At 38.0% G+C, this 25,367-nt stretch carries 26 protein-coding genes; 17 read left to right on the top strand and 9 right to left on the bottom strand.

The window, feature by feature from the left end; all coding sequences use genetic code 11:
- Positions 1-133: 133 nt before the first annotated feature.
- Positions 134-541 carry a methylmalonyl-CoA epimerase gene (gene mce / locus ACTJKC_RS01425; RefSeq protein WP_344851324.1) on the bottom strand — a complete coding sequence of 136 codons (408 nt, stop codon included), beginning with the start codon at positions 539-541 and terminating at the stop codon, positions 134-136.
- Positions 542-658: 117 nt separating this feature from the next.
- Here mce and ACTJKC_RS01420 point away from each other — a divergent pair, with 117 nt between their 5' ends.
- The 8 genes from ACTJKC_RS01420 to ACTJKC_RS01385 all read left to right on the top strand — a co-directional run bounded on the left by ACTJKC_RS01420 (position 659) and on the right by ACTJKC_RS01385 (position 7,878).
- Positions 659-1,870 carry an IscS subfamily cysteine desulfurase gene (locus ACTJKC_RS01420; protein ID WP_440789603.1) on the top strand — a complete coding sequence of 404 codons (1,212 nt, stop codon included), beginning with the start codon at positions 659-661 and terminating at the stop codon, positions 1,868-1,870.
- A 116-nt stretch (positions 1,871-1,986) separates the two neighbouring features.
- Positions 1,987-2,400: a Fe-S cluster assembly scaffold IscU gene (gene iscU, locus ACTJKC_RS01415; protein WP_025142622.1), complete on the top strand. Its 414-nt coding sequence runs from the start codon at positions 1,987-1,989 to the stop codon at positions 2,398-2,400.
- Between the two features lie 100 nt (positions 2,401-2,500).
- Positions 2,501-2,827 (top strand): HesB/IscA family protein, encoded by a 327-nt coding sequence (locus ACTJKC_RS01410; protein ID WP_025142623.1) that lies wholly within the window; start codon positions 2,501-2,503, stop codon positions 2,825-2,827.
- A gap of 298 nt (positions 2,828-3,125) precedes the next feature.
- Entirely contained in the window at positions 3,126-5,042 is a 1,917-nt protein-coding gene (locus ACTJKC_RS01405; RefSeq protein WP_440789600.1) for an AMP-dependent synthetase/ligase, read from the top strand.
- A 57-nt stretch (positions 5,043-5,099) separates the two neighbouring features.
- Positions 5,100-5,393, top strand: coding sequence for a type II toxin-antitoxin system HigB family toxin (locus ACTJKC_RS01400; protein WP_440789598.1), 294 nt, complete (start codon positions 5,100-5,102; stop codon positions 5,391-5,393).
- A 4-nt stretch (positions 5,394-5,397) separates the two neighbouring features.
- Positions 5,398-5,754, top strand: a complete 357-nt coding sequence (locus ACTJKC_RS01395; RefSeq protein WP_440789596.1) for a helix-turn-helix domain-containing protein — start codon at positions 5,398-5,400, stop codon at positions 5,752-5,754.
- 63 nt (positions 5,755-5,817) lie between these two features.
- Complete coding sequence (lysS, locus tag ACTJKC_RS01390; RefSeq protein ID WP_440789594.1) at positions 5,818-7,527, top strand: lysine--tRNA ligase; 1,710 nt, start codon at positions 5,818-5,820, stop codon at positions 7,525-7,527.
- Positions 7,528-7,665: 138 nt separating this feature from the next.
- The gene (locus ACTJKC_RS01385) at positions 7,666-7,878 is read left to right on the top strand and encodes a hypothetical protein (protein ID WP_440789592.1); all 213 of its coding nucleotides are present in this window, start codon (positions 7,666-7,668) and stop codon (positions 7,876-7,878) included.
- 104 nt (positions 7,879-7,982) lie between these two features.
- Here the strand turns inward: ACTJKC_RS01385 and ACTJKC_RS01380 are convergent, their stop codons facing one another.
- Positions 7,983-8,537 carry a pyridoxamine 5'-phosphate oxidase family protein gene (locus tag ACTJKC_RS01380; RefSeq protein WP_440789590.1) on the bottom strand — a complete coding sequence of 185 codons (555 nt, stop codon included), beginning with the start codon at positions 8,535-8,537 and terminating at the stop codon, positions 7,983-7,985.
- A gap of 169 nt (positions 8,538-8,706) precedes the next feature.
- Here ACTJKC_RS01380 and ACTJKC_RS01375 point away from each other — a divergent pair, with 169 nt between their 5' ends.
- The gene (locus ACTJKC_RS01375) at positions 8,707-9,204 is read left to right on the top strand and encodes a YdeI/OmpD-associated family protein (protein WP_440789588.1); all 498 of its coding nucleotides are present in this window, start codon (positions 8,707-8,709) and stop codon (positions 9,202-9,204) included.
- Positions 9,205-9,520: 316 nt separating this feature from the next.
- On the opposite strand, the gene ACTJKC_RS01370 is transcribed toward ACTJKC_RS01375, so the two are convergent.
- Positions 9,521-10,060, bottom strand: a complete 540-nt coding sequence (locus ACTJKC_RS01370; RefSeq protein ID WP_025142634.1) for a hypothetical protein — start codon at positions 10,058-10,060, stop codon at positions 9,521-9,523.
- 153 nt (positions 10,061-10,213) lie between these two features.
- Between ACTJKC_RS01370 and ACTJKC_RS01365 the strand changes: the two genes are divergently transcribed.
- The 3 genes from ACTJKC_RS01365 to ACTJKC_RS01355 all read left to right on the top strand — a co-directional run bounded on the left by ACTJKC_RS01365 (position 10,214) and on the right by ACTJKC_RS01355 (position 12,189).
- Entirely contained in the window at positions 10,214-10,693 is a 480-nt protein-coding gene (locus ACTJKC_RS01365) for a thioredoxin family protein (RefSeq protein WP_440789586.1), read from the top strand.
- A 153-nt stretch (positions 10,694-10,846) separates the two neighbouring features.
- On the top strand, positions 10,847-11,527 hold the full coding sequence (gene ung, locus ACTJKC_RS01360; RefSeq protein WP_344851334.1) for a uracil-DNA glycosylase: 681 nt from the start codon (positions 10,847-10,849) through the stop codon (positions 11,525-11,527).
- Positions 11,527-12,189 carry an alpha/beta fold hydrolase gene (locus ACTJKC_RS01355; protein ID WP_440789583.1) on the top strand — a complete coding sequence of 221 codons (663 nt, stop codon included), beginning with the start codon at positions 11,527-11,529 and terminating at the stop codon, positions 12,187-12,189. The genes ung and ACTJKC_RS01355 overlap by 1 nt, the downstream gene beginning before the upstream one ends.
- A 184-nt stretch (positions 12,190-12,373) precedes the next feature.
- Here ACTJKC_RS01355 and ACTJKC_RS01350 read toward each other — a convergent pair whose 3' ends face one another.
- A complete protein-coding gene (locus ACTJKC_RS01350) occupies positions 12,374-12,844 on the bottom strand; it encodes an Lrp/AsnC family transcriptional regulator (protein ID WP_025142637.1) in 471 nt (156 codons plus the stop codon).
- Positions 12,845-12,971: 127 nt separating this feature from the next.
- Here ACTJKC_RS01350 and ACTJKC_RS01345 point away from each other — a divergent pair, with 127 nt between their 5' ends.
- Both ACTJKC_RS01345 and ACTJKC_RS01340 read left to right on the top strand, forming a co-directional pair.
- Entirely contained in the window at positions 12,972-13,634 is a 663-nt protein-coding gene (locus tag ACTJKC_RS01345) for a metal-dependent transcriptional regulator (RefSeq protein ID WP_440789581.1), read from the top strand.
- Positions 13,621-15,486: an Nramp family divalent metal transporter gene (locus ACTJKC_RS01340; RefSeq protein WP_440789579.1), complete on the top strand. Its 1,866-nt coding sequence runs from the start codon at positions 13,621-13,623 to the stop codon at positions 15,484-15,486. Before ACTJKC_RS01345 ends, ACTJKC_RS01340 begins: the two co-directional genes overlap by 14 nt.
- A gap of 75 nt (positions 15,487-15,561) precedes the next feature.
- Here ACTJKC_RS01340 and ACTJKC_RS01335 read toward each other — a convergent pair whose 3' ends face one another.
- Complete coding sequence (locus ACTJKC_RS01335; protein ID WP_440789577.1) at positions 15,562-16,041, bottom strand: TlpA family protein disulfide reductase; 480 nt, start codon at positions 16,039-16,041, stop codon at positions 15,562-15,564.
- Positions 16,042-16,596: 555 nt separating this feature from the next.
- Here ACTJKC_RS01335 and smpB point away from each other — a divergent pair.
- Positions 16,597-17,046, top strand: a complete 450-nt coding sequence (gene smpB / locus ACTJKC_RS01330) for an SsrA-binding protein (protein WP_025142641.1) — start codon at positions 16,597-16,599, stop codon at positions 17,044-17,046.
- A 93-nt stretch (positions 17,047-17,139) separates the two neighbouring features.
- Here the strand turns inward: smpB and ACTJKC_RS01325 are convergent, their stop codons facing one another.
- From ACTJKC_RS01325 to ACTJKC_RS01315, 3 genes are all read right to left on the bottom strand, one after another.
- Positions 17,140-17,796, bottom strand: a complete 657-nt coding sequence (locus ACTJKC_RS01325; protein ID WP_344851339.1) for a protein-L-isoaspartate(D-aspartate) O-methyltransferase — start codon at positions 17,794-17,796, stop codon at positions 17,140-17,142.
- A 255-nt stretch (positions 17,797-18,051) separates the two neighbouring features.
- Positions 18,052-20,532 carry a replication restart helicase PriA gene (gene priA, locus ACTJKC_RS01320; RefSeq protein ID WP_440789574.1) on the bottom strand — a complete coding sequence of 827 codons (2,481 nt, stop codon included), beginning with the start codon at positions 20,530-20,532 and terminating at the stop codon, positions 18,052-18,054.
- Positions 20,532-20,918 carry a DUF423 domain-containing protein gene (locus tag ACTJKC_RS01315; RefSeq protein WP_187590850.1) on the bottom strand — a complete coding sequence of 129 codons (387 nt, stop codon included), beginning with the start codon at positions 20,916-20,918 and terminating at the stop codon, positions 20,532-20,534. The genes priA and ACTJKC_RS01315 overlap by 1 nt, the downstream gene beginning before the upstream one ends.
- 90 nt (positions 20,919-21,008) lie before the next feature.
- On the opposite strand from ACTJKC_RS01315, the gene ACTJKC_RS01310 reads away from it, so the two are divergent.
- Together ACTJKC_RS01310 and ACTJKC_RS01305 are read left to right on the top strand one after the other, a co-directional pair.
- Complete coding sequence (locus ACTJKC_RS01310) at positions 21,009-22,577, top strand: hypothetical protein (RefSeq protein WP_440789572.1); 1,569 nt, start codon at positions 21,009-21,011, stop codon at positions 22,575-22,577.
- A 30-nt stretch (positions 22,578-22,607) separates the two neighbouring features.
- Positions 22,608-24,020 carry a DUF5723 family protein gene (locus tag ACTJKC_RS01305; RefSeq protein ID WP_344851342.1) on the top strand — a complete coding sequence of 471 codons (1,413 nt, stop codon included), beginning with the start codon at positions 22,608-22,610 and terminating at the stop codon, positions 24,018-24,020.
- Here the strand turns inward: ACTJKC_RS01305 and tsaB are convergent, their stop codons facing one another.
- Positions 24,021-24,716, bottom strand: coding sequence for a tRNA (adenosine(37)-N6)-threonylcarbamoyltransferase complex dimerization subunit type 1 TsaB (tsaB, locus tag ACTJKC_RS01300; protein WP_440789570.1), 696 nt, complete (start codon positions 24,714-24,716; stop codon positions 24,021-24,023). It abuts the gene before it with no gap.
- Between the last annotated feature and the right edge of the window lie 651 nt (positions 24,717-25,367).

Here is a 25,367-nt window from a genome sequence, read left to right as displayed (position 1 = left end):
AGGGACTAAAGTGAACAGCAGGACTGAAAAGGCTATGGAATACGGAACCATTCGTTTTCAAAAGACCCTGAAATAAATTCAAGTTGACGCCCGAGTTAAGCCATTCCCATCTTACCTCTTCCATCTTCCATCCTTATACCCATTTAATTTCCTGGCAGATCTCGATCAGCACACCATTGGTATCTTTTGGATGCACAAAACAGACCATTTTATTATCGGCTCCTTTTTTTGGCGATTCATTGAGCAGCACGAAACCTTCCCGGTGCAAACGTTCCATTTCGGCCAGGATATCATCTACCAGGAAAGCGATATGATGAATCCCCTCTCCTTTTTTTTCGATAAACTTCGCAATTGCACTATCCGGAGCCGTAGCCTGAAGTAATTCTACTTTGTTCTCGCCGGTTTTAAAAAAAGCTGTATTTACAAATTCGGAGGCAACCTGCTCCGTTTTATAGCAATCGGTATTGAGCAGTTTCTCGTAAATGGCGATGGAACGGTTTAGGTCTTTTACCGCGATACCGATGTGTTCTATCTTTTTCATAGATTATAAGGTTATGTGAATGTAAAAATGCGGCTTTTCTCTATAAGCTCATAGCTATTATTTATAATTGTTAAATAAGTTTTTTCGTATCTTTGTGATATAATTAACAGAATAGAGATGAAACAGCCGATATATTTAGATAATAATGCTACAACACCGTTAGATCCACGGGTGCTGGAAGCAATGCTACCTTACTTTACTGAGAAATTTGGAAATGCCGCAAGTCGTAATCACGCGTTCGGCTGGGTGGCCGAAGAGGGTGTAGATTATGCCCGTGAGCAGGTAGCCAAATTAATCGGCTGTACTGAAAAAGAAATTATTTTTACATCAGGTGCAACCGAAGCCGATAACCTGGCAATTAAAGGTGTATTTGAAATGTACAAAGAAAAAGGTAACCACATTATTACAGCGGTTACTGAACATAAAGCAGTTTTAGATACCTGCAAACACTTAGAGAAAAATGGCGCCCGCGTTACCTATTTAGGTGTTAAAGAAGACGGTTTAATTGATTTAGCTGAATTGGAAGCTGCCATGACTCCTGAAACGATTTTAGTTTCGATTATGTATGGCAACAACGAAATCGGTGTAATTCAACCCGTTAAAGAAATTTCAGCCATTGCACATAAACACGGTGCTTTATTTATGACTGATGCTACGCAGGCAGTTGGTAAAATTCCGGTTGATGTAAATGCTGATGGTATTGACTTAATGGCTTTCTCGGCACATAAAATGTACGGTCCGAAAGGTGTTGGTGTACTTTACGTTCGTCGTAAAAACCCAAGAGTTAAAGTAACCGCACAAATGGATGGTGGTGGCCACGAGCGTGGTATGCGTTCGGGTACATTAAACGTTCCTGGTATTGTTGGTTTAGGAAAAGCCTGCGAACTTTGCCGTTTAGAAATGGAAAGTGAATCAGCACGTTTATCTGCTTTGCGTGATAAGCTGGAAACTACTTTGAACAAAATGGAAGAAAGTTATGTTAATGGTAATACACAACACCGTTTACCACATGTAGCCAATATCTCGTTCAAATATGTTGAAGGTGAAGGTTTAATGATGGCGATGAGTGATTTAGCAGTATCTTCCGGATCGGCTTGTACTTCAGCATCTCTAGAACCATCTTATGTATTAAAAAGCTTAGGTTTATCTGATGATTTAGCACACTCTTCTATTCGTTACGGTTTAGGAAGGTTTACTACAGAAGAAGAAATTGACCAGGCCATTGAAGTAACCCAAAAAGCGGTTAACCACTTAAGAGAACTTTCTCCACTTTGGGAAATGTTTAAAGAAGGAATCGATTTGAGTAAAATTGAGTGGGCAGAACACTAAGCCAGTTTGGAGTTGGCAGTTACCAGTTTTGAGTAGGTAAACTGGTAATTAAAAATTGGTAACTGATAATTAATAAATAAAATTATCTCCGAAAGGAGACTTAAGAAATAGAAATCATGGCATATTCAGAAAAAGTAATTGACCATTACAATAACCCACGTAACGTAGGTACTTTAAATAAAGACAGCAAATTTGTAGGAACAGGATTAGTTGGTGCACCTGAGTGTGGCGACGTAATGCGTTTACAGATTGAAGTTGGAGAAGATAACGTAATCACTGATGCTAAATTTAAAACATTTGGCTGTGGTTCTGCTATTGCTTCTTCTTCTTTAGCTACAGAATGGTTAAAAGGAAAAACAATTGATGAAGCTTTATCTATCGATAACATGGATATTGTTGAAGAATTGGCTTTACCTCCGGTAAAAATCCACTGCTCAGTTTTGGCGGAAGATGCAATTAAATCTGCGATTAACGATTACCGCGTTAAAAATGGCTTGGAAGCTATTGTATTAGAAAAATCGCACCACTAGAATAGATGTGAGACAATAGATTTGAGATGTGAAAGCACCTAACTTAGGGCGCTCAAATATATCTCAAATCTAACCTCTCAAATCACAAATCTCTATCACTATGATTACGATAACAGATAAAGCAAAAGAAAAAATCACTCACTTAATGCAGGATTCGGAAATGGGTTCTGATTACTTTTTACGTGTATCAGTAAAAGGTGGTGGCTGTTCGGGTTTATCATACAATCTGGATTTTGATAACGAAGAGCAAAAAGGCGATCAGTTTTTTGAAGACAGAGGAATCAAAATTGCGCTGGACATGAAATCATTCCTTTATCTGGCCGGAACTGAACTGGATTTTACAGATGGTTTAAACGGAAAAGGTTTTAATTTCATCAACCCGAATGCAAGCCGTAGCTGTGGCTGTGGTGAGAGTTTTTCTGTTTAATCAGATCAATACTTATAGAAAAAGGTTTCATTTTATGAAACCTTTTTTGCGTTTTAAAAGGTTTGTTTTTAACAAGATACGTCCTCTCGACCGAAACGCAGTGTAGCGGAGAGATCTATCTTGATAGATTTCTCGACTTCGTTGCAATCCGTTCGAAATGACGACATCGAAGTTGAACCTATTGAAACCAGTACAGCCTTAAAACTACTTAAACAACCAAACCCTAACCCCAATTTGTATTTTTAAACCAAAAAGCCTTATAATTGTTAATTATAAATCAGCGAACCAATTACGAGCAATGCCATTAATAAACGAATTTTCAACGGTCCCTACCCTGTTGCGGAATGTTGTAAAAAATATACATCAACCACAAGAAACCTTTTTGATCCATAAACAGGGTGCAGAATGGGCAGAAATTTCTTATGAAGATACCCTGAAAAGAGCTGATGCAGTTTCAGCATTCTTTTTAGAGAAAGGAATAAAAAAAGGCGACCGCTTAGGTTTGATGATCGAAAATTCTCCAGAATATGTTTATTACGATCAGGGAATCCAGCAGATTGGCGTAATCAACGTTTCCATTTATCCTACACTTTCTGAGCAGGAGGTGTCTTATATCATCAACGATTCCGGCATAAAAGCCATTCTTGTTGGGAATAATTTTTTATACCGTAAAGTATTAAAGGTTGCGGCCAATTGCAGGGAACTAAAATATATAATCCCTGCTTTTAAAGATTTTGAGAAAGTTACCATCCCAGCAGATGTAAATGTAGAGGTAATTGCTTTTTCTGATATCCTGGCACTTAAACATCAGGTTACAGCTGCCGAAAAGGCCGAAATAGACCAGTGCAGAAGTTTGGTGTTGCCACAAGATGTTTCCTCACTGATTTATACTTCAGGAACAACCGGAACGCCAAAAGGAGTAATGCTTACCCATTATAATTTTGTAAAAAATGTGGAGGTGTGTTTGCAGCAAATCCCGGTGATCGACCAAACAGAAACTTTCCTCTCTTTTTTACCATTATCGCACGTTTTCGAGCGTACTGCTACCTATCATGTTTGCTGTGCTCAGGGCTGTAAAATTGCTTTCGCACAAAGTTTGGAGTTACTGGCAAAAAACATGGGTGAAGTGCGTCCAACCGTGATGAGTTGCGTACCACGTTTGCTGGAGCGCATTCACGATAAAGCGATAAAAGGCGGAACTGCAGGCGGAGGTACAAAAGCAAAAATATTTACCTGGGCCTTAGAAACCGGAAATAAATACCGTGTAGCCAAAGAAGCAGGCAAAAATCCGGGCTTAATCTTATCAGCAAAAAAAGGAATCGCAGAGAAACTGGTTTTTAGCAAGATCAAAGAAAAAACCGGTGGACGTTTAAAATTCATGATTTCGGGCGGAGCGGCCTTACCTAAAAATGTGGGCGAGTTTTTTGGCGATCTGGGCATTAAAATTCTAGAAGGTTTTGGTTTAACAGAAACTTCGCCGGTAATGTCGGTAACGGAATACCACCGGCAGGTTTATGGTACGGTTGGGCGTGTAATCCCCGGCATTGAGGTTGGCATACAGGATGTAGAAAGCAAAGCAATGCTAAGCATCCAGACACACCATACTTTTGAAGAAAATTACGAATGTGCTGAAGGTGAAGTAATTGTGCGTGGTCACTGTGTAATGAAAGGTTATTTTAACAAACCTGCAGAAACTGCCGAGGCAATTGATAAAGATATGTGGTTCCACACCGGCGATATTGGCCGGTTTTATAAAGGAAATCTGCAGATTACCGATCGTTTAAAAAACATGATCGTAAATGCTTATGGCAAAAACGTATATCCTACCCCGGTAGAAAATATTTATTTAAAAAGTCCTAAAATTGACCAATTGTTCTTAATTGGCGATAAACGCGAATTTATCACGGCTATCATTATCCCGAACAGGGAAACACTGGAAGAAACTTTTAAACTTCAGCCATCGTTTTTCGAAGAAGCTGATCCTTTTATCCGTAACCAGGAAATTATCGACTGGATGGAGCAAGACATTAAGAAAATCTCTAATGAACTGGCAAAATTTGAACGCATTAAAAACTTCAAGATCAAACGTAATCCTTTCAATATCGATGAAGGCGAAATTACCCCGACTATGAAAGTTAAACGCCGTATTGTGGAAAAGAAATATGCAGAGGCGATTAACGAAATGTATGAAGAAGGTGTAGAAGCGGAATCATAACAATTAAAAATTTCCCAATTAGGGAACTTTTCTTATATTTGTACAATATTTATCTAAGTGAGAATAATCGCAAAAAAAATACTGCGTGATTTTTGGGAAAAACATCCGGATTGTGAAGAACAACTGAAATCGTGGTACCAGGAAACAAGCAATAGCATTTGGGAAAAGCCTAATGATGTAAAAAACGATTATCCCAGTGCAAGTATCTTGGCTGATAATAGAATTGTTTTTAATATTAAAGGCAATAACTATCGGTTGATTATCAAAATCAATTATGATTATCAGATGATCTGGATACGTTTTATTGGTACTCATGCTGAATATGATAAAATAAATGCTACTAAAATCTAAACACATGAATATTAAGCCGATCAAAACACAAAATGATTATACTCAAGCCTTAGAAAGGCTCGAAGTTATTTTCGATGCTAAAAAAGGCTCAGTCGAAGGTGATGAATTAGAGGTATTAGCAATCCTCATCGAAAATTACGAGGACAAACATTTTCCTATTGGTTTTCCTGACCCAATTGAGGCCATCAAATTTAGAATGGAACAAATGGGCTATAAACAAAGTGATTTAGCCAAAGTTGTTGGTTTAAAAAGCCGGGCTAGTGAAATATTAAACCGAAAGCGGAAATTATCACTCGATATGATCAGGCAATTACACGAAAGTTTCAATATACCTACAGATGTGCTTATCCAGGCATATTAAAATTATACATTAAGACAAAAATAAAACCCTGCAAAATCATTACTTTTGCAAAAAATACCCGAAATGAGTATAGGATTATCAGAACAAGAAGTATTACGACGTGAGTCGTTAAAACAATTACGCCAGTTAGGCATTGAGCCTTATCCGGCAGAAGCTTATGAAGTTAACGTTACTGCTGCCGACATTTTAGCAAACTACGAAAAAGATAAAACCGCCTATAAGACCGTTAGTTTAGCGGGTCGTATTATGGGACGTAATATAATGGGTGCCGCATCTTTTGCTGAATTACAGGATTCTACAGGCCGTATCCAGATTTATTTGAAGAGAGATGAGCTTTGTCCTGGCGATGATAAAACCTTATATAACACGGTATTTAAAAAGCTTTTGGATATCGGCGATTTTATCGGGATTACCGGTTACGTTTTTACTACCCAAACGGGAGAAATTTCTATCCACGTTACCGGTTTTACTGTTTTAGCTAAATCTTTACGTCCGCTACCCATCGTAAAACGTGATGATGAAGGAAATGTATATGACGGTTTTACCAATCCAGAACTGCGTTACCGTATGCGTTATGTAGATTTAACGGTAAATCCTGATTACAAACAAATTTTCATCAAACGCAGCAAGGTAATTAACAGCATGCGTAATTACTTTGATGAGCAAGGCTGGATGGAGGTAGAAACCCCTATCCTGCAGCCTATCCATGGTGGTGCCGCCGCACGTCCTTTTGCTACACACCACAATACATTGGATATGCCGCTTTACCTGCGTATTGCAAATGAGCTGTATTTGAAAAGACTGATCGTTGCAGGTTTCGACGGCGTTTATGAGTTCGGTAAAATGTTCCGTAATGAAGGGATGGACCGTACGCATAATCCGGAATATACTTCAATGGAAATTTATGTGGCCTATAAAGATTATATCTGGATGATGGCCATGGTTGAAGAATGTTTAGAAAAAGTGGCTATTGCAACCAATGGTTCGGCTGTGGTAAAAGTTGGTGAAAACGAAATCAATTTCGAAGGGCCATACGAAAAACTGACCATGTACGAATCGATCCAAAAATATACCGGAATTGATGTTTCGAAAATGACTGAAGAGGAACTTTTACAAACCTGCGCATCATTAGGCATCGAAACCGATTCTACCATGGGTCGCGGTAAATTAGTAGACGAAATTTTCAGTGATAAAGTAGAAGCTAATTTAATCCAGCCTACATTTATTACGGATTATCCAATCGAAATGACGCCATTGGCTAAAAAACACCGCAGCGCAGAAGGATTGGTGGAGCGTTTCGAAATATTTGTGAATGGTAAAGAAATTGGAAATGCTTATTCAGAGCTGAACGATCCGATTGACCAGAAAGAACGTTTTGAAGATCAGTTAAAACTTGCCGATCGTGGTGATGCCGAAGCGATGGCCATGGACGACGATTTTGTTCGTGCTTTAGAGTACGGTATGCCCCCTACTTCAGGCTTAGGTTTTGGCATCGATCGTATCGTAATGTTAATGACTAATCAAAGTACCATCCAGGAAGTGTTATTCTTCCCGCAGATGCGTCCGGAGAAAAAGAAAATAGAGTTAACACCAGAAGAAACAGAATTATTTGCATTGGTTTCGGAAGGCGAGCAATATCTGTTAACAGATATTAAAGCAAAACTAGCCGATTGGAGCAATAAAAAGTGGGATACAACATTAAAAGCGTTAACCGGTAAAGGCATTTTAAAGGTAGCCAAAACCGATGATGGCTTGTTTTTATCACATAAATAATCAAAAAAAGGCTTTCATAACGGTGAAAACACATCTTTAGTGTTAACACAAACATAACAAAAACTTAAAAGGCTTGCTAACAATTGTTTAGCAAGCCTTTTCTATATTTACAGCAATCGATAAATAAATCATTGCCTTATGAATACGTCAAGTTTAGAAATTAACGAAAGAGAATACTGCATTAAATTAAGCAAAGATGCTTTTGATTTAACTTTAGTTCGCCAGTTAATAAAAAGAATCCAGGCTGAAGCCTTATTTTTCTCAAGAGCCCAGGCTGAAGATGAAGATATCTTAAGCAAAAGAGCCCAAAGAGAAGAATTTGAAGGATTCGATTATTTAGGAGACAAGTAGTCTGTTTCAGTTGGCAATTTCCCGTCAGCAGTTAATTTAACAATTAACCGGCTAACCGCTTTAAACAATTAACCAGTTAAGCAATTTAAACAGTTAACCAAAATTTAGTCAACCTCCAAAGTTCCTTCTACCGAATCATCCATTGTTTTTCCCGTAATTACGGATGCTGCCATTTTCAAAAATGCTACAGCAGTTCCGTGTTTTGTATCCCAATAGTACCCTTCTGAAGGAATTACTTTAATCAGTGTAATATTCGGATCGTCTTTTCCTCCCTGAAACCAGGTTTTAATAAACGGACTCCAAAGTTCATCAATCTTAGCCTGATCTCTGCTGATTTCTGAAATACCATAAATATTAACAAAGCCTGAATGTGCGCCCGCCTGAAATAATAAATGGGTAAAGGGATCAGTAGAAATCTCTTCATTTTTATGACTGTCTTTCATGCTCATAAACCAGATATTACCTTCATCGTCGACCTGCTGAATAGCCATTGGCCTAACTGATAATGGAATACCCGTTTTAATATTGGTACAAAAAAAACAGCTTTCGGCCTTATCTGCCAGTTCCCTGAGTTTTTCGATGGCTGCTTTGCCACCAAGATCTTTAATATTATTTTCTTCCTGAGTATTGTTTGTACTTCCGTCTTGTGATGTTGCCATAGGTATAAGATTTTATATTAACTACAAAGGAAAGTAGAATTTAGTTTTGAGTTTTTGCCGAAAGCGGACGGCGGATAGCGGTTAGCGATGAGTGTCTAACGCAGCCACATAGAACAGATTTATTACTCTATTGTTATGGATTTTTAATGAAAGGCAATACCTTTAATTAATGGAGATTAAAAAACCGCAACCGTTTAAAGCTGAAATTAAAATTATCGGCATTAATCCTTTTGTATTTGTACCGGAAGAAACTTTGGCATACATTTTTAAACAGGCTGGCAAAACTAAAGGACAGCTCCCAATTGTTATGAAAATTAATGGTTATGAATTTAAACAAACCTTGGTAAAATATGCCGGTGACTGGCGTTTGTATCTGAATACACCCATGCGAAAGGCGGCCGGAAAAGATCTTGGCGATATTGCAACTTTTGAAATTGAATTTGATACTGAAGAACGTACACTAAGTCTAAATCATAAATTGGAGCAGGCCTTAGCAGAAAATAAAAAAGCAAAAGCCGTATTCGATAGCCTTGCCCCTTACCTGCAAAAAGAAATTATACGTTACATCGCCAACCTCAAAACGGAAAAATCAGTAGAGAAAAATGTTAAAAAGGCAATCGGTTTTCTGTTGGGTAAAGAAAGATTTATTGGAAGGGATCCTTTGTAACTATCACATCTCGATTTGCATCGACAAATTCATAAGGAAAGTTGTCATTGCACAAAGCAATCTTACGATCGCTAATTGCATCCGCATTAGGATTGCTTCGTGCCTCGCAATGACGGAATTTTTTACATCATACATTTTATACACTTGCCATTCATTATAAACCTGATGGGAGCGGCAGCCCCGAAGCATGAGGGCTAAAGCGTACAGCGGGATTGCAGCCCCCGATAAAACACAGCCCTTTCATTTCCTCAAAAAATACAACCCAACAAAAAAGCCATCTCAATTATGAAATGGCTCCAAACTACAAAGTTTAATATTATCTGTAACGAACCTGCTGCTGCTTGTCCATCATGCCCATCTGATCTTTCATCTGTTTAATCTGATCGGCCAGTAATTTATTTTTATCTGCTTTTTTTGCTTCGGCAAGGTACATGGTTGCTTCGCGTTTGTTGCGTTTAGCCATTGCAATACCGGCCAGGCTTAGTTTTGCCAATGCAACGTTATGATCCATCTGCATCCCTAAAGCAAGCGATTTTTTGAAATATTTCTCGCTTTGCATTGGTGCTGTTCTGCTTTCAATTAAACCGATCAATAAATTATAGTAACCATGCTGAACTTTAATTAACTGGCTTTCATAGTTGGTAATGCGATCTAAAAACATTTTTGCTTTAGGCATGTTATCTTTTCTAAGAAACCATTGCGCTAAAAGCATGTTCTCATTAAAGAAATAAGTTACCAGTACAATTATTCCTAATAAAATGGCAATAATGCCCCATGGCCAGAAGCCAAAGATAAATAAAGCTACTGCGCCACCCAGTAAAGCAAACCCCGCAATTAATCTGATAATATTTGGCATAAATTTTATTCTAATTATTTTTTTTGCAAATATCGTGTTTAAATGGCAGAATTTAGATTTTAAAACAATAATTTCATTAAAAATTTACAGGCACTAAAAACCCACACAATACATATGAAAATCTTTTTATCTATAATCCTAATTATACTAGCAATGAACGTTTCTGCACAGGAAATGAATAAAAAAATCCACGATCAGGTCCATAATAAAGATATCCTGATTAACGCCTGCACCCGCGAAGGAATTACCACTTTTCCTGAGTTTAAAGAAATGTACGATCCGCTTTACGCCGCTTATGTTCCGGATGCAGCAACCATGATCGAACTGAAAAAACTAATTAAAAACGAAAAAATTAAAATTGTTTTAGGTACATGGTGTGGTGATAGTAAGGCAAATGTGCCAAACTTCTTTAAGATTTTAGATGCCCTGCACTTTAAAGAAAAAAACGTAGAAATTATTGCAGTTGATGGCAACAAAAAAGCTGAAAACGGCATTTTGGATGGCTTAGACATTTCGAGGATACCTACTTTTATTGTTTTCGATAAAAAAGGGAAAGAAATGGGAAGGATTATCGAAGGTCCAAAAACAAGTCTTGAAGGAGATTTACTGGCGATATACAAGAAAAAATCTTAGCATTATCGCTCATGGTTCTTAGTATGATGATTGATTATAGTCTATCGGCCAGTTTGGGCATTTGTACCATTGACCATGAACTATAAAACCATCGACCAATAACATTGTTTACCTCCATATACATCTTACATTATTACATTTTACATCAATACTATGTCTGCAGCATTAGAACCAGGTTGGTTGGCCGTTTTAGAACAAGAATTTGAAAAGGACTACATGAAAAGCCTGAAGTCTTTTTTACAGGAAGAGAAACAGAACGGCGCAACGGTTTATCCTAAAAGCGCTGATATTTTCAATGCGTTAAATACCACTCCTTTTGACCAGGTTAAGGTGGTGATATTGGGTCAGGATCCTTATCATGGTGCTGGTCAAGCACATGGCTTATCTTTTTCTGTACAACGAGGCGTAGCTGTTCCGCCATCGTTAAAAAATATTTATAAAGAATTAGAAACGGATATTGAAGGTTTTAAAACGCCAAATCACGGGCACTTAACGCATTGGGCAGAGCAGGGAGTGTTATTATTAAATGCAACGTTAACCGTCCGAGCTTCGGATGCCGGTTCTCATCAAAACCGTGGCTGGGAAACTTTTACAGATGAAATTATTAAAGCTTTGTCTCAAAAACGCGAACATATCGTGTTCCTGTTGTGGGGTAAATATGCACAGCAGAAAGCAGCTTTAATTGATCAAAAGAAACATTATGTACTTACAGCAGCGCATCCTTCGCCATTCTCGGCGTATAATGGCTTTTTCGGATCAAAACATTTTTCTAAAGCAAATCAGTTGTTAGTGCAAAATAACCTGAAACCAATCGACTGGAACCTGCCAGCTTAATGAACACGTATTTTATTAGTGGTTTAGGGGCTGATAAGAGAATTTTTTCGAAATTGAGGCTGAATCAAAAAATCAATATTATTCACGTTGATTGGATTAAACCGGTTAAAAATGAATCACTTGCTGCTTATGCCGGGAGGTTGAGCAGAGTTATCGATCAATCGCAACCTTTTGCCTTAGTTGGGGTTTCGTTTGGTGGAATGATTGCAGTGGAAATAGCGAAAATTTTAAACCCGGTAAAAACCATCATCATTTCAAGTACGATGTTAAGCAATCATTTGCCGTTGCTTTATCGTTTTGCTGGTAAGCTGGGTTTGTTGAAATTTATTCCGGCCAGACTGTTAAAATTTTCAAACAAACTCACCCAGAACTATTATTTTGGTACAAAATCAGGCACCGAAAAAACGTTGCTCAGCAAAATTATTAAAGATACCGATCCTTATTTTTTGAAATGGGCAATCGGGAGTATATTAAACTGGAAAAACAAAAAAGTACCTGAAAGGATTTACCATATCCATGGCACAAATGATAAAATACTTTATTGTAAAACAGCTGAGCCCGATTTTGTGATTGAACACGGAACGCATTTTATGGTTTATCAAAACGCAAAGGAAATTTCGGGAATTATTGAGAAAATAATATTGAATATAGGGATAAACTAATTTTAAGCGATACATCATCACTAAACTGATCGTCATTTCGAGCGAAGTGCAACGCAGTCGAGAAATCTATAACAGATCTCTCCATTCCACTGCGTTCCAGTCGAGATGACGATCGTCCTATTTAGCTCACCCCATAAATACATTCCGACGAAAATCGAAATCCTAATAACAATATTGGTGTAGACTAGTACTCCAAAGGTACAATCGGTTCTTTCTTGGTCGTCGACATGATCATCATCGTTTGGAAAGTTTTCACTACAGAAATTTTACTGATTTTATCCATAATCAAACGTTCATACGCTTTAATGTCTTTCACATAAACCTTTAACAGAAAATCTGCCTGACCAGTAACGTGGTGGCATTCGGTAATTTCCTTAATCTGGTTAACTTCATCCAAAAAGATCTGGATAGTATTATTTTTATGAAAATCGAGTTGGATCTGGATAAAAGTTTTGATCCCTAAACCCAGTTTTTCTTCATCCACCAATGCATGATAACTTTTAATATATCCTGCCATTTCGAGTTTACGCACACGCTCTAAAGTTGGTGCAGGTGATAAACCAATTTCCTGTGATAAAAGCAAATTGGTAATTCTTCCATTCTCTTGAAGAATCCTTAAAATTTTAAAATCAATTTTATCTAATTCAGATGCCATATGGTGTTAAAGGTATTTGAGAATACAAACATAACCAAATTATATTCTAAATTTTAACATAATTTATCATATATATTTTAAATAAAAATTTTTAGATTTACCTAAAAATAAACTTAGATAAACATAAATGCAAAGTTATACCGAAGAGAATTATCTAAAGACGATTTACCACTTGGCAGAGCAGACAATCAATGTTCAAACCAATGCCATTGCGGAGCAGATGCAAACTAAGCCGGCATCGGTAACCGATATGATTAAGAAGCTGGCCGATAAAGGTTTGGTTGATTATATCAAATACCAGGGCGTAACCTTAACAGAAATCGGAAGAAATACAGCGATAGATATTGTACGTAAACATCGTCTTTGGGAAGTATTCCTGGTAGATAAATTAAACTTTAAGTGGGACGAGGTACATGATGTTGCAGAAGAGTTAGAACACATTAAATCGGTAGAACTGATTGAGCGGCTCGATGAATTTCTGGGCTTCCCAAAAGCAGATCCCCATGGCGACCCAATCCCGGATAAAAACGGACGCTTTGCCAAAACACAGTTTATTAAACTGATTGAATTAAAAATTGGCGATTCGGGCACCATTACCGGCGTTAGTCAGCACAGCTCTGCTTTTTTAAAGCATTTAGAAAAATTAGGACTTACATTGGGCAAACAAATTGAAGTAAGCGATGTTACCGATTTCGATGGTTCGGTAGAAATTATGCTATCCGGGAAACAAATTAATATTAGCAGAGAAGTTGCAAAACATATTTTAATCAGCAGTAATGGCAAAAACTGAATCGTTAAGTGAAGTACATCAAAGCGTAAATACAGATAAAAGAAAAGGCTGGAAAAGGATTTTGGCTTTTATTGGTCCCGCCTATTTAATCAGCGTAGGTTACATGGATCCGGGTAACTGGGCAACAGATCTGGCCGGTGGCAGTAAATTTGGTTACCAACTGATCTGGGTTTTACTCATGTCGAACCTCATCGCCTTACTTCTGCAATCGTTAAGTGCCCGTTTAGGTATTGTACGCGGACTGGATTTAGCACAGGCTTCTAAACAGGCTTACCCCCGCTGGGCCAATATTCCTCTATTTGGTTTAGCACAAACCGCTATTATTGCCTGCGATCTGGCCGAAATTATCGGTATGGCGATTGGTTTACAGCTTTTATTTGGATTACCGCTCATATGGGGCATCTCCATTACCATTTTTGATACTATTTTATTGCTATTTCTTTTAAACAAGGGAATGAGGGCCATGGAAGGCTTTATTGTTTCAATGGTTTTTATCGTGGGAATTTCCTTTCTGGTCGAAATGTTTATTGTAGAACCATCCATTAAGGAAATAGCGAAAGGTTTTGAGCCTTCCATTTTAAATGGTGATGCATTATATATTGCCATCGGGATTATCGGTGCCACCGTGATGCCACATAACCTGTACCTGCATTCCTCATTGGTACAGACCAGAAAGATAGAACGGAGCAATAAAGGCATAAAAGAAGCCTTAAAATTTAACCTGATTGACACTACTGTAGCGCTAAACCTCGCTTTTTTTGTTAACGCAGCTATATTAATTCTTGCTGCTGCAGCTTTTTATAAAAACGGACTGCACGAAGTAGCCGAAATTCAGGATGCACATAAATTACTTTCTAATATTTTCGGAAGCGTTGCTCCAGCCCTCTTTGCCATCGCATTAATTGCCGCCGGACAAAGCTCTACCGTTACCGGAACTTTAGCGGGACAAATTATTATGGAAGGGCATATCAATTTAAGGATCCAGCCCTGGTTACGGCGCCTGATTACCCGTTTACTGGCCATTATCCCTGCATTTTTTACCATTCTGCATTATGGCGATGATGCCCTGGGCGGATTATTGGTACTTAGCCAGGTGGTTTTAAGTTTGCAATTGGGTTTCGCTATTATTCCGTTGATCCACTTTACATCGGATAAGAAACTGATGAAAGATTTCGCGATCAAGACATGGGTGAAGGTTCTGGCCTGGGCTAGTGCCATCGCCATTATTGCATTGAATGTAAAACTGGTAATTGAAGAAATAAGCGGCTGGGCCAAAGAGGCTAATAACTGGTGGATATATGTAATTGTGGTGCCGGCTTTAATTCTGATCGTGCTGTTATTGCTTTATGTTTTTTTCCATCCTTTACTGGAAAAGAAAAAGAATGCCTCCCGATCGCTTATTCCCCATGGAAATGCCTTAGATATCGGTAAAATTGACAAGATTAGTTATAAACGCATTGGTATAGCGGTCGATTTTTCTAAAAATGATAAAAATACTATCCGTCACGCTTTAATCCAGGGTGGTAAAGATGCACATTACTACCTCATCCACGTAGTAGAAACTGCAGCTGCACGTTACCATGGACAGAATGTGATGGATCATGAAACGATGAGTGATGCTGAGAATCTGGAGAAATACCGCACCAACCTGGAAGATTTAGGTTATGATTCTACGCCGTTTATCGGTTTCGGAAACACGGGTAAAGCGATAGCCGACATTAGTAACCGGAACGAAATGGAGCTGTTGGTAATGGGTGCGCACGGCCATAAAGGTTTAAAAGACCTTATTTTTGGCACGACCGTCGATTCCGTGAGGCATAAGGTGAATATCCCCGTGCTGATTATCAGGTAAGATTTTTAACCACAGATAAAAAGGATAAACACAGATATATTGGAATATCTGCATATCTGTGGTAAAAAATAATTATTATTTATTCACCACCGTCATCAGTTTATTGATGCCGCCATCGCCTGACTGGTACATTAATAATTTACCGGCAGGCGAATATAAGTACATGGCCGGGTATTGTTTCGGTAAGAATGTTGGAATAAATATGCGTTTTTTATCCTGTAATACCAATACGTTAGGTTTTGCATTTAAACCTTTGGCATAAGAATTAAAAAACTGGGGGATAATGTATCCTTCATCCATGGTGATCATGTAAATATTAATATCTTTAAATTTAGCATAATTGGCATTCAGGATTTTGCTTTCGCGCTGGCAATGCTCACAGGTGCAATCGAATAAAATAAAAAGATTCTTTTTACCTTGTTTAATATCGGTATTAGAAAAAGATTTCCCATCCAAACGGTAAAAAGTAAACTGTGGCAACAAAGTTGGCTGCTGTGCTTTTACCTGGAAAGTAATGGCTAATAATAAGATTAAAAGTAGGTTCCTGAATTTCATTTTAGATATTTTTACGTTCAAACTTAATTGAATAAATACGAACATAATAATATATCCTTAGCTTTTACAAACTGATGAAGATTTTATTTGGTTGTAGTAATTGACTAAAGATTACAATTATTATTTTTTTTTGAAAACGATCGTTAGTTTTTCATAGCAGTTGTAGCCCCGCCATCCGTTATAGCTCCGATAGAAAAAATCGGAGGCTGCCACTTTTGTCGGGTTTAGGAACAAGGGTATTTTTGGCGGATGAAAGGTTGAAGTGTGTTGCACCAGCCTGTGTTAAATAAACCCGATTGACGCGGAAACCAAAAGCTTTTTCTGCTTTTGTTGTAGCAAAAAGCGGGACTAAAACTGCCAAAAGCGATGTCCGTACATTTCCAAATGATTATAATGGTGAAAAACATCGCCGATTAATTAAACGCGGCCATGAACTTGCCCTAACTTAATGTGATTAAAACTAAATTATCACATCAATTTTTAGGATATTTGCAACCCGGCACTTATATTTTCATTAATTGCCGGATATTACAATACCATATACTTTAATAAATTTTGAAAAACGACATCAACATAAAAAATAAAAGAGCTTATTTCGACTACAATCTTTTAGATAAATACGTAGCCGGTATAGCCCTTTTAGGAACTGAAATAAAAGCCATCAGACAAGGTAAAGCGAATATGACAGATGCTTTCTGCACTTTTATTGGCGGAAATCTTTATGTGCGCAACCTTCATGTTTCAGAATATAGTCACAGTTCTTTTTATCACCATGATATTAAGCGCGACCGCGCCCTGTTATTACAGAAAAAAGAAATCAGGAAACTAAAGCTTAAAGGCGAAGAAAAAGGTTATACCATAGTTCCCCTACGCATTTTTATTAACGAAAGGGGTTTCGCCAAAATGGAAATTGCCCTTGCTCAGGGTAAAAAAGAATTCGACAAACGCGACAGCATTAAAGATAGAGATACGAAACGTGAGTTGGATAGAGCGATGAAAAGATAATTTAGTTTGGAGTTTGGGGTTTAGAGTTGGGAGGAATTTAACTGTAAATTGGGATCTTACTCAAAACTCCGATCTCCAAACTCCCAACTAACCTCACCACGCCTGGTCGCCTACTAAAGGCACAAACCTAAAGGTATCCAGTACAATTTTTTCGTAATCAGTTTCGCTTACACGGATAACAGTTACCATTTTCTGCGTTTTCTCATCTCCCACGGGAATAACCAGGATGCCACCAATTTTTAGCTGTTTTAATAAAATTTCGGGTACTAAAGGTGCGCCTGCAGTAACGATGATTTTATCGTATGGTGCATGCTTGGCAATTCCTTTTGAACCATCACCACAATAAAAAGTAGGTCGGTAACCCATTCCCGGTAAAACCTGAATGGTTCTGTTGTAAATGTTCTCCTGCCTTTCTATAGTAAAAACACTGGCGCCCAGTTCCATTAAAATGCAGGTTTGATAACCCGAACCGGTTCCGATTTCGAGTACTTTATCGCCTTTTTTGATGTGTAGCAGCTCGCTTTGGTAAGCAACGGTATATGGCTGGGATATGGTCTGTCCATCGCCTATCGGGAAAGCAATATCCTTATAGGCCTGGTTCCAGAAAGTTTCGTCAAAAAAGAAATGCCGCGGAACTTTGCCAATTGCTGTCAATACATTTTCATCTTCAATCCCACGAGACCTTAACAGTTCTACCAGTTTTTTTCTTGCCCCACGTTCCCGGTAATTATCAACAAATTTATATGCCATGAGCTTCAAAATTAGCGTTTCTTAAACGGTGATACAAACACTAAATGAGAGAATAACAGAATTTTTCAATGATTGAATATTGATTAGCTGAATTAGAGAATGATACATTATCCACAACGGCTAAGGATTGAATGAGAGAATATTGAATGATTGAGTTATTGAATGATTGAATTTTGAATGAATGAATTTTGAATGCTTGAGTTTTGACTTAGGGTAGTTACTCCATTCTATCATTCATTCATTGAATTATTCATTTTAGTACGGATCTACATCTATTTGAGTGAAAATCCCTTTAAATTCTTTTGTTGCATTAAATTCTGTCAAGGTTTCCCTTAAGGCATCTTTAACTTTTTGGATTGCTGTATGTTTGTCGGCCTTAATGATGATCTGCTTGATATAGAGGTTCCTTACGCGGCTTACCAATGGCTGTTCGGGGCCTAAAACCCTTTTACCAAACTTTGCCTTAAGGATATGGGCTAATGTAAGCGCTGCATGATCTAAAACGTGCGAATCTTTATGTTTGATGTACAGAAAAATCATTCTTGAAAATGGCGGATACAGAAATTTCTCCCGCTCCACAATTTCGTCGTTGTACATGCCTTCGTAATCATTGTTCACCACCTGTTTAATAATCCGGTTTTCGGCATCGTAAGTCTGGATGCAAACATTCCCCTGGTCGGCCCTGCGCCCTGCCCTGCCGGCAACCTGCGCCAGTAACTGGAAACTACGCTCGTAAGCACGAAAATCAGGGTAACCCAATAAAGTATCGGCATTAATTACCCCAATCAGGTTCAGGTTATCGAAATCCAAACCTTTGGCCACCATTTGTGTACCAATTAAAATATCGGTTTTCTTTTCCTGGAAGTCGTTTAAAATCTGTTGCAGGCCATTTTTAGTTCGTGTGCTATCCATATCCAAACGGGCAATGGTAACCTCGGGGTAAAGTAAACGGAGTTCTTCTTCAATACGTTCGGTACCGAATCCTTTTTGTTCTACGTGCACCGAGCCGCATGCCGGACAAATATTTACACTGCTTTGCTGATAGCCGCAATAATGGCAATGCAGCTTGCCGCTGCTTTTATGATAGGTTAAACTTACATCGCAGTTTACACATTTCGGCGTATAACCACAGGTAGCGCAAATCAAAATAGTAGCATAGCCCCTCCTGTTCTGAAATAAAACAATCTGTTCCTTTTTAGAAAGTGCCAGATCAATATCTTTAATGAGTACACTCGAAAAATAAGAACTCATCGTTTTTTTCTTCGTTTCTTCAGAAATGCTAACAACTTGCTGATTAGGTAACTGAACGCCACCAAAACGTTCCTTCATCTCCACCAGTCCGTATTTACCCTGCAAGGCATTGTAATAACTTTCCAAAGAGGGCGTAGCTGAACCTAAAATCACTTTGGCCTGGTGCAGGTAACCTAAATAGATTGCTGCATCGCGGGCCTGGTAGCGCGGCGCCGGATCATATTGTTTATAAGAGGGTTCGTGCTCTTCATCAACCACTATTAATTTTAAATGCTGAAATGGAAGAAAAACGGCTGAACGTGCACCTAAAATCACTTTATAAGCACCTGTTCTTACTTTATTCCAGATTTCTACCCTTTCGCTGTTGTTGAATTTAGAATGGTACACGCCAATGGCATTCCCAAAATAACGTTTAATCCGTTCTACAATCTGTGTGGTTAGGGCAATTTCGGGCAAGAGGAATAATACTTGTCCATCTGTATTCTGAATAATTTCTTCGATGAGTTTAATATACACCTGTGTTTTGCCCGATGCGGTAACCCCATGCAGCAAAACAACTTCCTTTTCTTCAAAATACTGATTAATCTGTCCTAAAGCCTTTTGCTGACCTTCATTGAGCTCGAAATTTACACTAAATTCTTCGTCGTGGGTAGCCAGGCGACTTACCGGCCTTTTCATCACCACAAAAATATCTTTATCGGTTAAGGCTTTTAACGCAGCCGGACCACAGTTGCTTTCTTCCAAAAGTTGCTCTTTTGAAATCGGCAGATTCGATTTTTGTAATTTTAAATACCCAAGCAGCGCATCCAATTGTTTCGGAGCTCTTTCCAGTACATTAAATAACTGCTTTAAATTCTCTTCCTCAGTATAAAAATCGTTCAACATCACGAACGATTTAAGCAAAGGTTTATACTTCTGCACCACCTCTTCGGCCACTAAAATCAGTTCTTTATCTAATAAGTGGTTAATGATGGGATATACCGTTTTCTGCCCTAACAGCTTAGAAACATCATTAACGGTAAGTTTTTCCTGCTGTTTTAATGCATTAATAATGATTTCTTCCTTATCACTAAGTTCTGTCTCTTCATTATAATCTTCACGGAGGATCAGGATGGTTTCGCTGGCCAGTTTCAAACTTGCAGGGAGTGCCGCCGCCATTACATCACCTTCATTACACATGTAATAGTTGGTCATCCAGCTCCAGAATTTGAGCTGCATGGGCGTAATTACAGGCTCGGCATCTACTACATCGATGATATATTTCGCTTCGTAAACCGTTGGAGGTACGGTAGTAATGCCACTGATTAATGCCGTATAAATGCGGTGTTTACCAAACTGCACCACCACACGTTTCCCGATGGCAATTTGATCGTTCAGGTCAAAAGGCACACGATAAGTGTAGTTTTTCGCCAAAGATAACGGCAAAATAACTTCAACAAAAAGTGTTTCTCTTTCTGCAAAAATATCGTTTTCAAAACTGTTCATTATTTATCTTTAAATGCTGCAAAAAAGAGCATTATCCACCCTAACACTAATAAAAGTCCGCCTATTGGAGTTAAGGGGCCAATAAACTCCGTAAAACCCAAATGCGATATGCTTCGCGTAGCCAACAAATACAGCGAACCTGAAAAAAGAATAATGCCGAATGTAAAGCAGAAATAAGCAATATTGATCAGCTTGTTTCTGTAACGGGCAAATGTAGAAAGGTACAATAATGCAAAGGTATGATAGAACTGATAATCAACACCTTTTTGCCAGATTTCCAATGATGGTGCATCAATTAAAGCTTTTAAGCCATGGGCACCAAAAGCGCCCAGTAAAACAGCAACAGCACCAAAAAAAGAAGCAGTAAGGATTATTCGTTTATTCATAATGATTTGCTAGTAGCAATCGCTAAATTAATAAATTGACAAAGAACTTCTCACTAATCAATGTAATAAATTAAATTTGTTGCACAGCAGATGAAAAAAATCGTAATTCTAACAAGTGCATTATTTTTGGGCGTGGCCTTTATGGCTTATCTCTATTTTTCGAAATTGGGTACCGATAATGATGCGAAAGACCTGGCGCTGCAATCGGCAACCAATAACGCGGCTTTGGTGTTTTCTTTCCAGAATGATAAGGGCTTTTACGATATCATAGAAGGTCAGCAACTGATCCAGCAGGTTTTAGGAAAAGATAAAATGAATCTGTTAAGGCAGCTAAAAACAGGTATTATTGACGATAACGGACTTAATAAGTACCTGAAAGATCAGCAGGTGTATATCAGCGTACTCCCCGACTCGAATAAAACTTTAAATTTCCTGATTACCTTACAAATCCAGCCGGATAACGATATTAAAAAATTTTACGGGGCTTTAAAAACCAAAAAGTCGATCACCGAAAATTCTAAAGAGCTCTATACCGTTAAATTAAATGATAGTGTATCGGTTTATCTGGGTGTTCACGGTCAGGTATTAACAGTTTCTACCTCTTTAAAGCTGATTAATGATGCCAACGTACGTTTGACTGAAAATCCATTTACAGAATACATTAAAGAAAACAACAGGCAGATTAAAAATGTGCTGGCAAATGTGTATATCAATTTTAACCAGGCACCTTTGCTATTAAAGAACATCATAGCCGGTAATATAAACGGAGAAATTGCCTTTCTAAATAAACAGAATAGTTTTGCGGTACTCAATTACAATTTCAGTAAAGAAAAAATCCTCTTTAGTGGAAATACGGAATTAAAAGACCAGCAAAACTACCTTAAGCTGTTCGAAAGTATGGAACCTCAGAATACATCGATACAGAATATCTTGCCCGATAATACCGCAAATTATGCGCTCTATGCCTATGATGATTACAGCAGATGGTTAAAAAAGCTAAATATTTGGCAGGAACAGACAAAAATTACAGACAAGACAAAGGCCGCTATCAAAAGAATAAAGGATGAATACAGGATTGATCTGAATAGCGTATTCCCGGTTTATACGAAAAATCAATTTATACTTTTTCAATTGAGCACGACGGAGAAACTCGGGGCAATTTCATTATCCAACGGCGAAAAAGTGAAACAACTGTTGCTTGATGTGAGTGCTGATTATAATGAGGACATTAAGCTTTTTAAATCGGCAGATATATTATACAGTTATTTTGGAGAACCTTTTAAAAAATTTGGCCGGCCTTATTATACCATTGTAGATAACAATTTAGTGGTGGCCAATAATGCGAGTACGGTACAATCGTTTTTAAACGACTACAAAAACAACAGGCTTTTGATCCAAACACCGCAGTATTTAGATGCGGTTAACCAGATTTCGACTACTTCTAACGTGAGTTATTACATCAATACTAAAAATTCATCTGATATTTTCAGAAACAATATTCAATTGGGTTTTTACAAACATTTAAGGGCCGATAGTGGTTTAAAAAGTTTCGATACTTTTTATTACCAGATGAGTGCAGACCGGAACAAGTTCATCACTAACTTGCTTTTAAACAAATATTTAAAACCAGAAATACCAGATTCGTTAAGTAACCGTTAATAAGAAATTATTCCAGACAAAACTACCTACATGAAGAAACTTTTACTTGCGTTACTGGCTTTGACCAGCTTCGGGGTTGCAAATGCACAGCAATATGCACTTTTCGGGACGAAAACGATGTTCGACGCTTTCGAAAACCCTTCTCAAAAATCTTTTACACTGGATTCGTCGCGAAAATTTTCTTCGAATTTTTTCCTGCCATATTTTGGGGTTAATGCCATTAACAAGGGCAGTTCAAAATATATTGTTCGAAGATTAACGCAAGAGGGCCAGTATAATACCACTGGTTTACCTATCGGAACAGGAGAAATTAACCATTTCTTTGAAAACAGCAATATTTATGTAGCCACTTTCCGTCTTTTTAAATCATATAAATACCAAAAGGAAATGGGGTTTTCATGGCAGATCAGATCGGATGCAAATGTAGATTACACCAACGAAACTTTAGCCATTTTCGACTCTTTTGAACGTTTTAACAAAGGGCAGCAATATACAGGAATATTCGATACTAAAGGATACGAACAAAGTTACCACCAGTTCAGCTTTACTTACCGTGAAAACTGGAACAAAAGACTTGCCTTTGGTTTGAAAGCCAGTTTATTAAGCGGTATTTTATATAACAAGCTCGATATCTCCAATTCTTATCTTTATATCGATCCTGAAGCTTCTGCCCTGTTAATTGGTTTGGATGGAACATATTCAGCCAACTTCTCTGATTTTAATGAGATTAATAAGAAAAATTTCTTTCCTAATTTTAAGAATCCTGGTTTGTCATTGGGTTTTGGAACAAATTATACCACCAGGAAAGGCCTCTTCATGATGGCCAATGTTAAAGATTTAGGTTTTATATGGTGGCGCAGCAATACACAACGTACGACAATCAATCAATCGAAATTGATTGAGAACCTGGAACATAATCAATCGAATACCAACCAGGAAATAAAAGACATTTTCTTGCTTGCAGAGCAACCTAAAAAGTTTTTGGCCCCTACCAATGCTAAACTGGATGTTTATATGTCTAAACGGTATGGTTTTTACAAACCGGCGTTAGCTGTTTCGAAAAACCTGTTTTATAAAGGTGGGGACATTGCCTTCGTGAATACTTTTATTGCCAATGATTTTTCGGGAAGTGTAACCCCTTTATATAACCTGAATGGTGTTTTTATGGTAGGGTTGCAGGCCAAATACCAGACACCTAATTTCGAACTGTTTTTAGGCACCGATAATCTGGTTGCCACCAGCTTCCAAACGATTGGAACCATTAAACATGATGCTACTGTAGGCAGCGGACCTAACGGTGCTTCTTTTTATATGGGTGTAGGCATTAAATTTGGAAACGTGGTTAACCATCCACAATTTGCCGATGTTATACCGGGCATCAACGATAACAGTGAAGGTGGAAGTTTCTTTAAAAGCCTGTTTTCGATCTTTAAAAGAAAATAGTTAGCCTTGCGACTGTTGTTTTTTAGATTGGGTAACTACAAAATCTTTCAGGTAAAAAGGTTCGAAGTAAGCTACATCTTCAAAATTGCCTTTACTAAAAGCCTGATTAGCTAATTTAGACATGTATGGTGCAGCATTAAAATTGGCAGCATCAAACCTGGCATTTGGATGCGTTAAAACATCAGCGCATTTGGCTGCTCCATCTCCCAAAAAGGTAATGGTTTGTTGGTTAAGTAAATCTGCAAAACTGGTTTCGTCAATAATTTTAGCTTCGGTTGGTAATAATATACTCAACTGAACATCAAAAACCGTCGTATAAACTTCCATTCGGCGGGCATCAATCATCGGACAAATTAAACCTGAGTAATCAGGATTTTCAGACAGGAAGCCAGCAGCCATCATTTCCAATGTTTCGATGGCGATTAAGGGTTTATCTAAGGCATAACAGAGTCCTTTTGCGGTAGAAACACCGATCCTCAGACCAGTATAAGATCCCGGGCCTTTACTTACTGCGATGGCATCTAATTCCTGGTAACTTACCCCGGCAGTTTTAACCACTTCATCAATAAACAGTGTTAGATTAGCTGCATGCAGATTTTGTCCCTGCTCTTCTTTAAATGAAATAGTTTCGCCGTTAACAGATAACGCCACAGAACAAATTGCCGTAGCGGTTTCTATTTGAAGTATTTTAGCCATGAGGCAAAGATAAGTAAAAATGGAAAATGTAGGAGGGATTATGGAAGATGGTTTAGATGAGTTCGTAGTCAGTCTGAAGTCTCAAGTCAAATCTCTTTCTTGTCTGTCATCCTGAATGCAATGAAGGATCTTTTAAGTAGATTTCTCCATTTCGCTATGCTTCAGTCGAAATGACGATCGAGAGTGAAAGAACTAATGACCAATAATGTGAAGTCTCAAGTCAAGTCTCTTTCTGGTTTGTCATCCTGAATGCAATGAAGGACCTTTAAGTAGATTTCTCCATTTCGCTATGCCTCAGTCGAAATGACGATCGAGAGTGAATAAACTAATGACCAATAATGTGAAGTCTCAAGCCAAATCCCTTTTTTGTCTGTCATCCTGAATGCAATGAAGAACCTTTTAAGTAGATTTCTCCATTTCGCTATGCTACAGTCGAAATGACAATCGAGAGTGAATAAACTAATGACCAATAATGTGAAGTCTCAAGTCAAGTCTCTTTCTGGTTTGTCATCCTGAATGCAATGAAGGATATTTTAAGTAGATTTCTCCATTTCGCTATGCTTCAGTCGAAATGACGATCGAGAGTGAATTAGCTAATGACCAATAATGTGAAGTCTCAAACCAAGTCTCTTTCTTGTTTGTCATCCTGAA

The organism is Pedobacter sp. 22226, assembly GCF_052045455.1.
GTDB classification, from domain to species: Bacteria; Bacteroidota; Bacteroidia; order Sphingobacteriales; family Sphingobacteriaceae; genus Pedobacter; species Pedobacter jeongneungensis.
The sequence above is the reverse complement of the archived record's forward strand: the minus strand, read 5'-3'. Positions and strand labels throughout refer to the sequence as shown.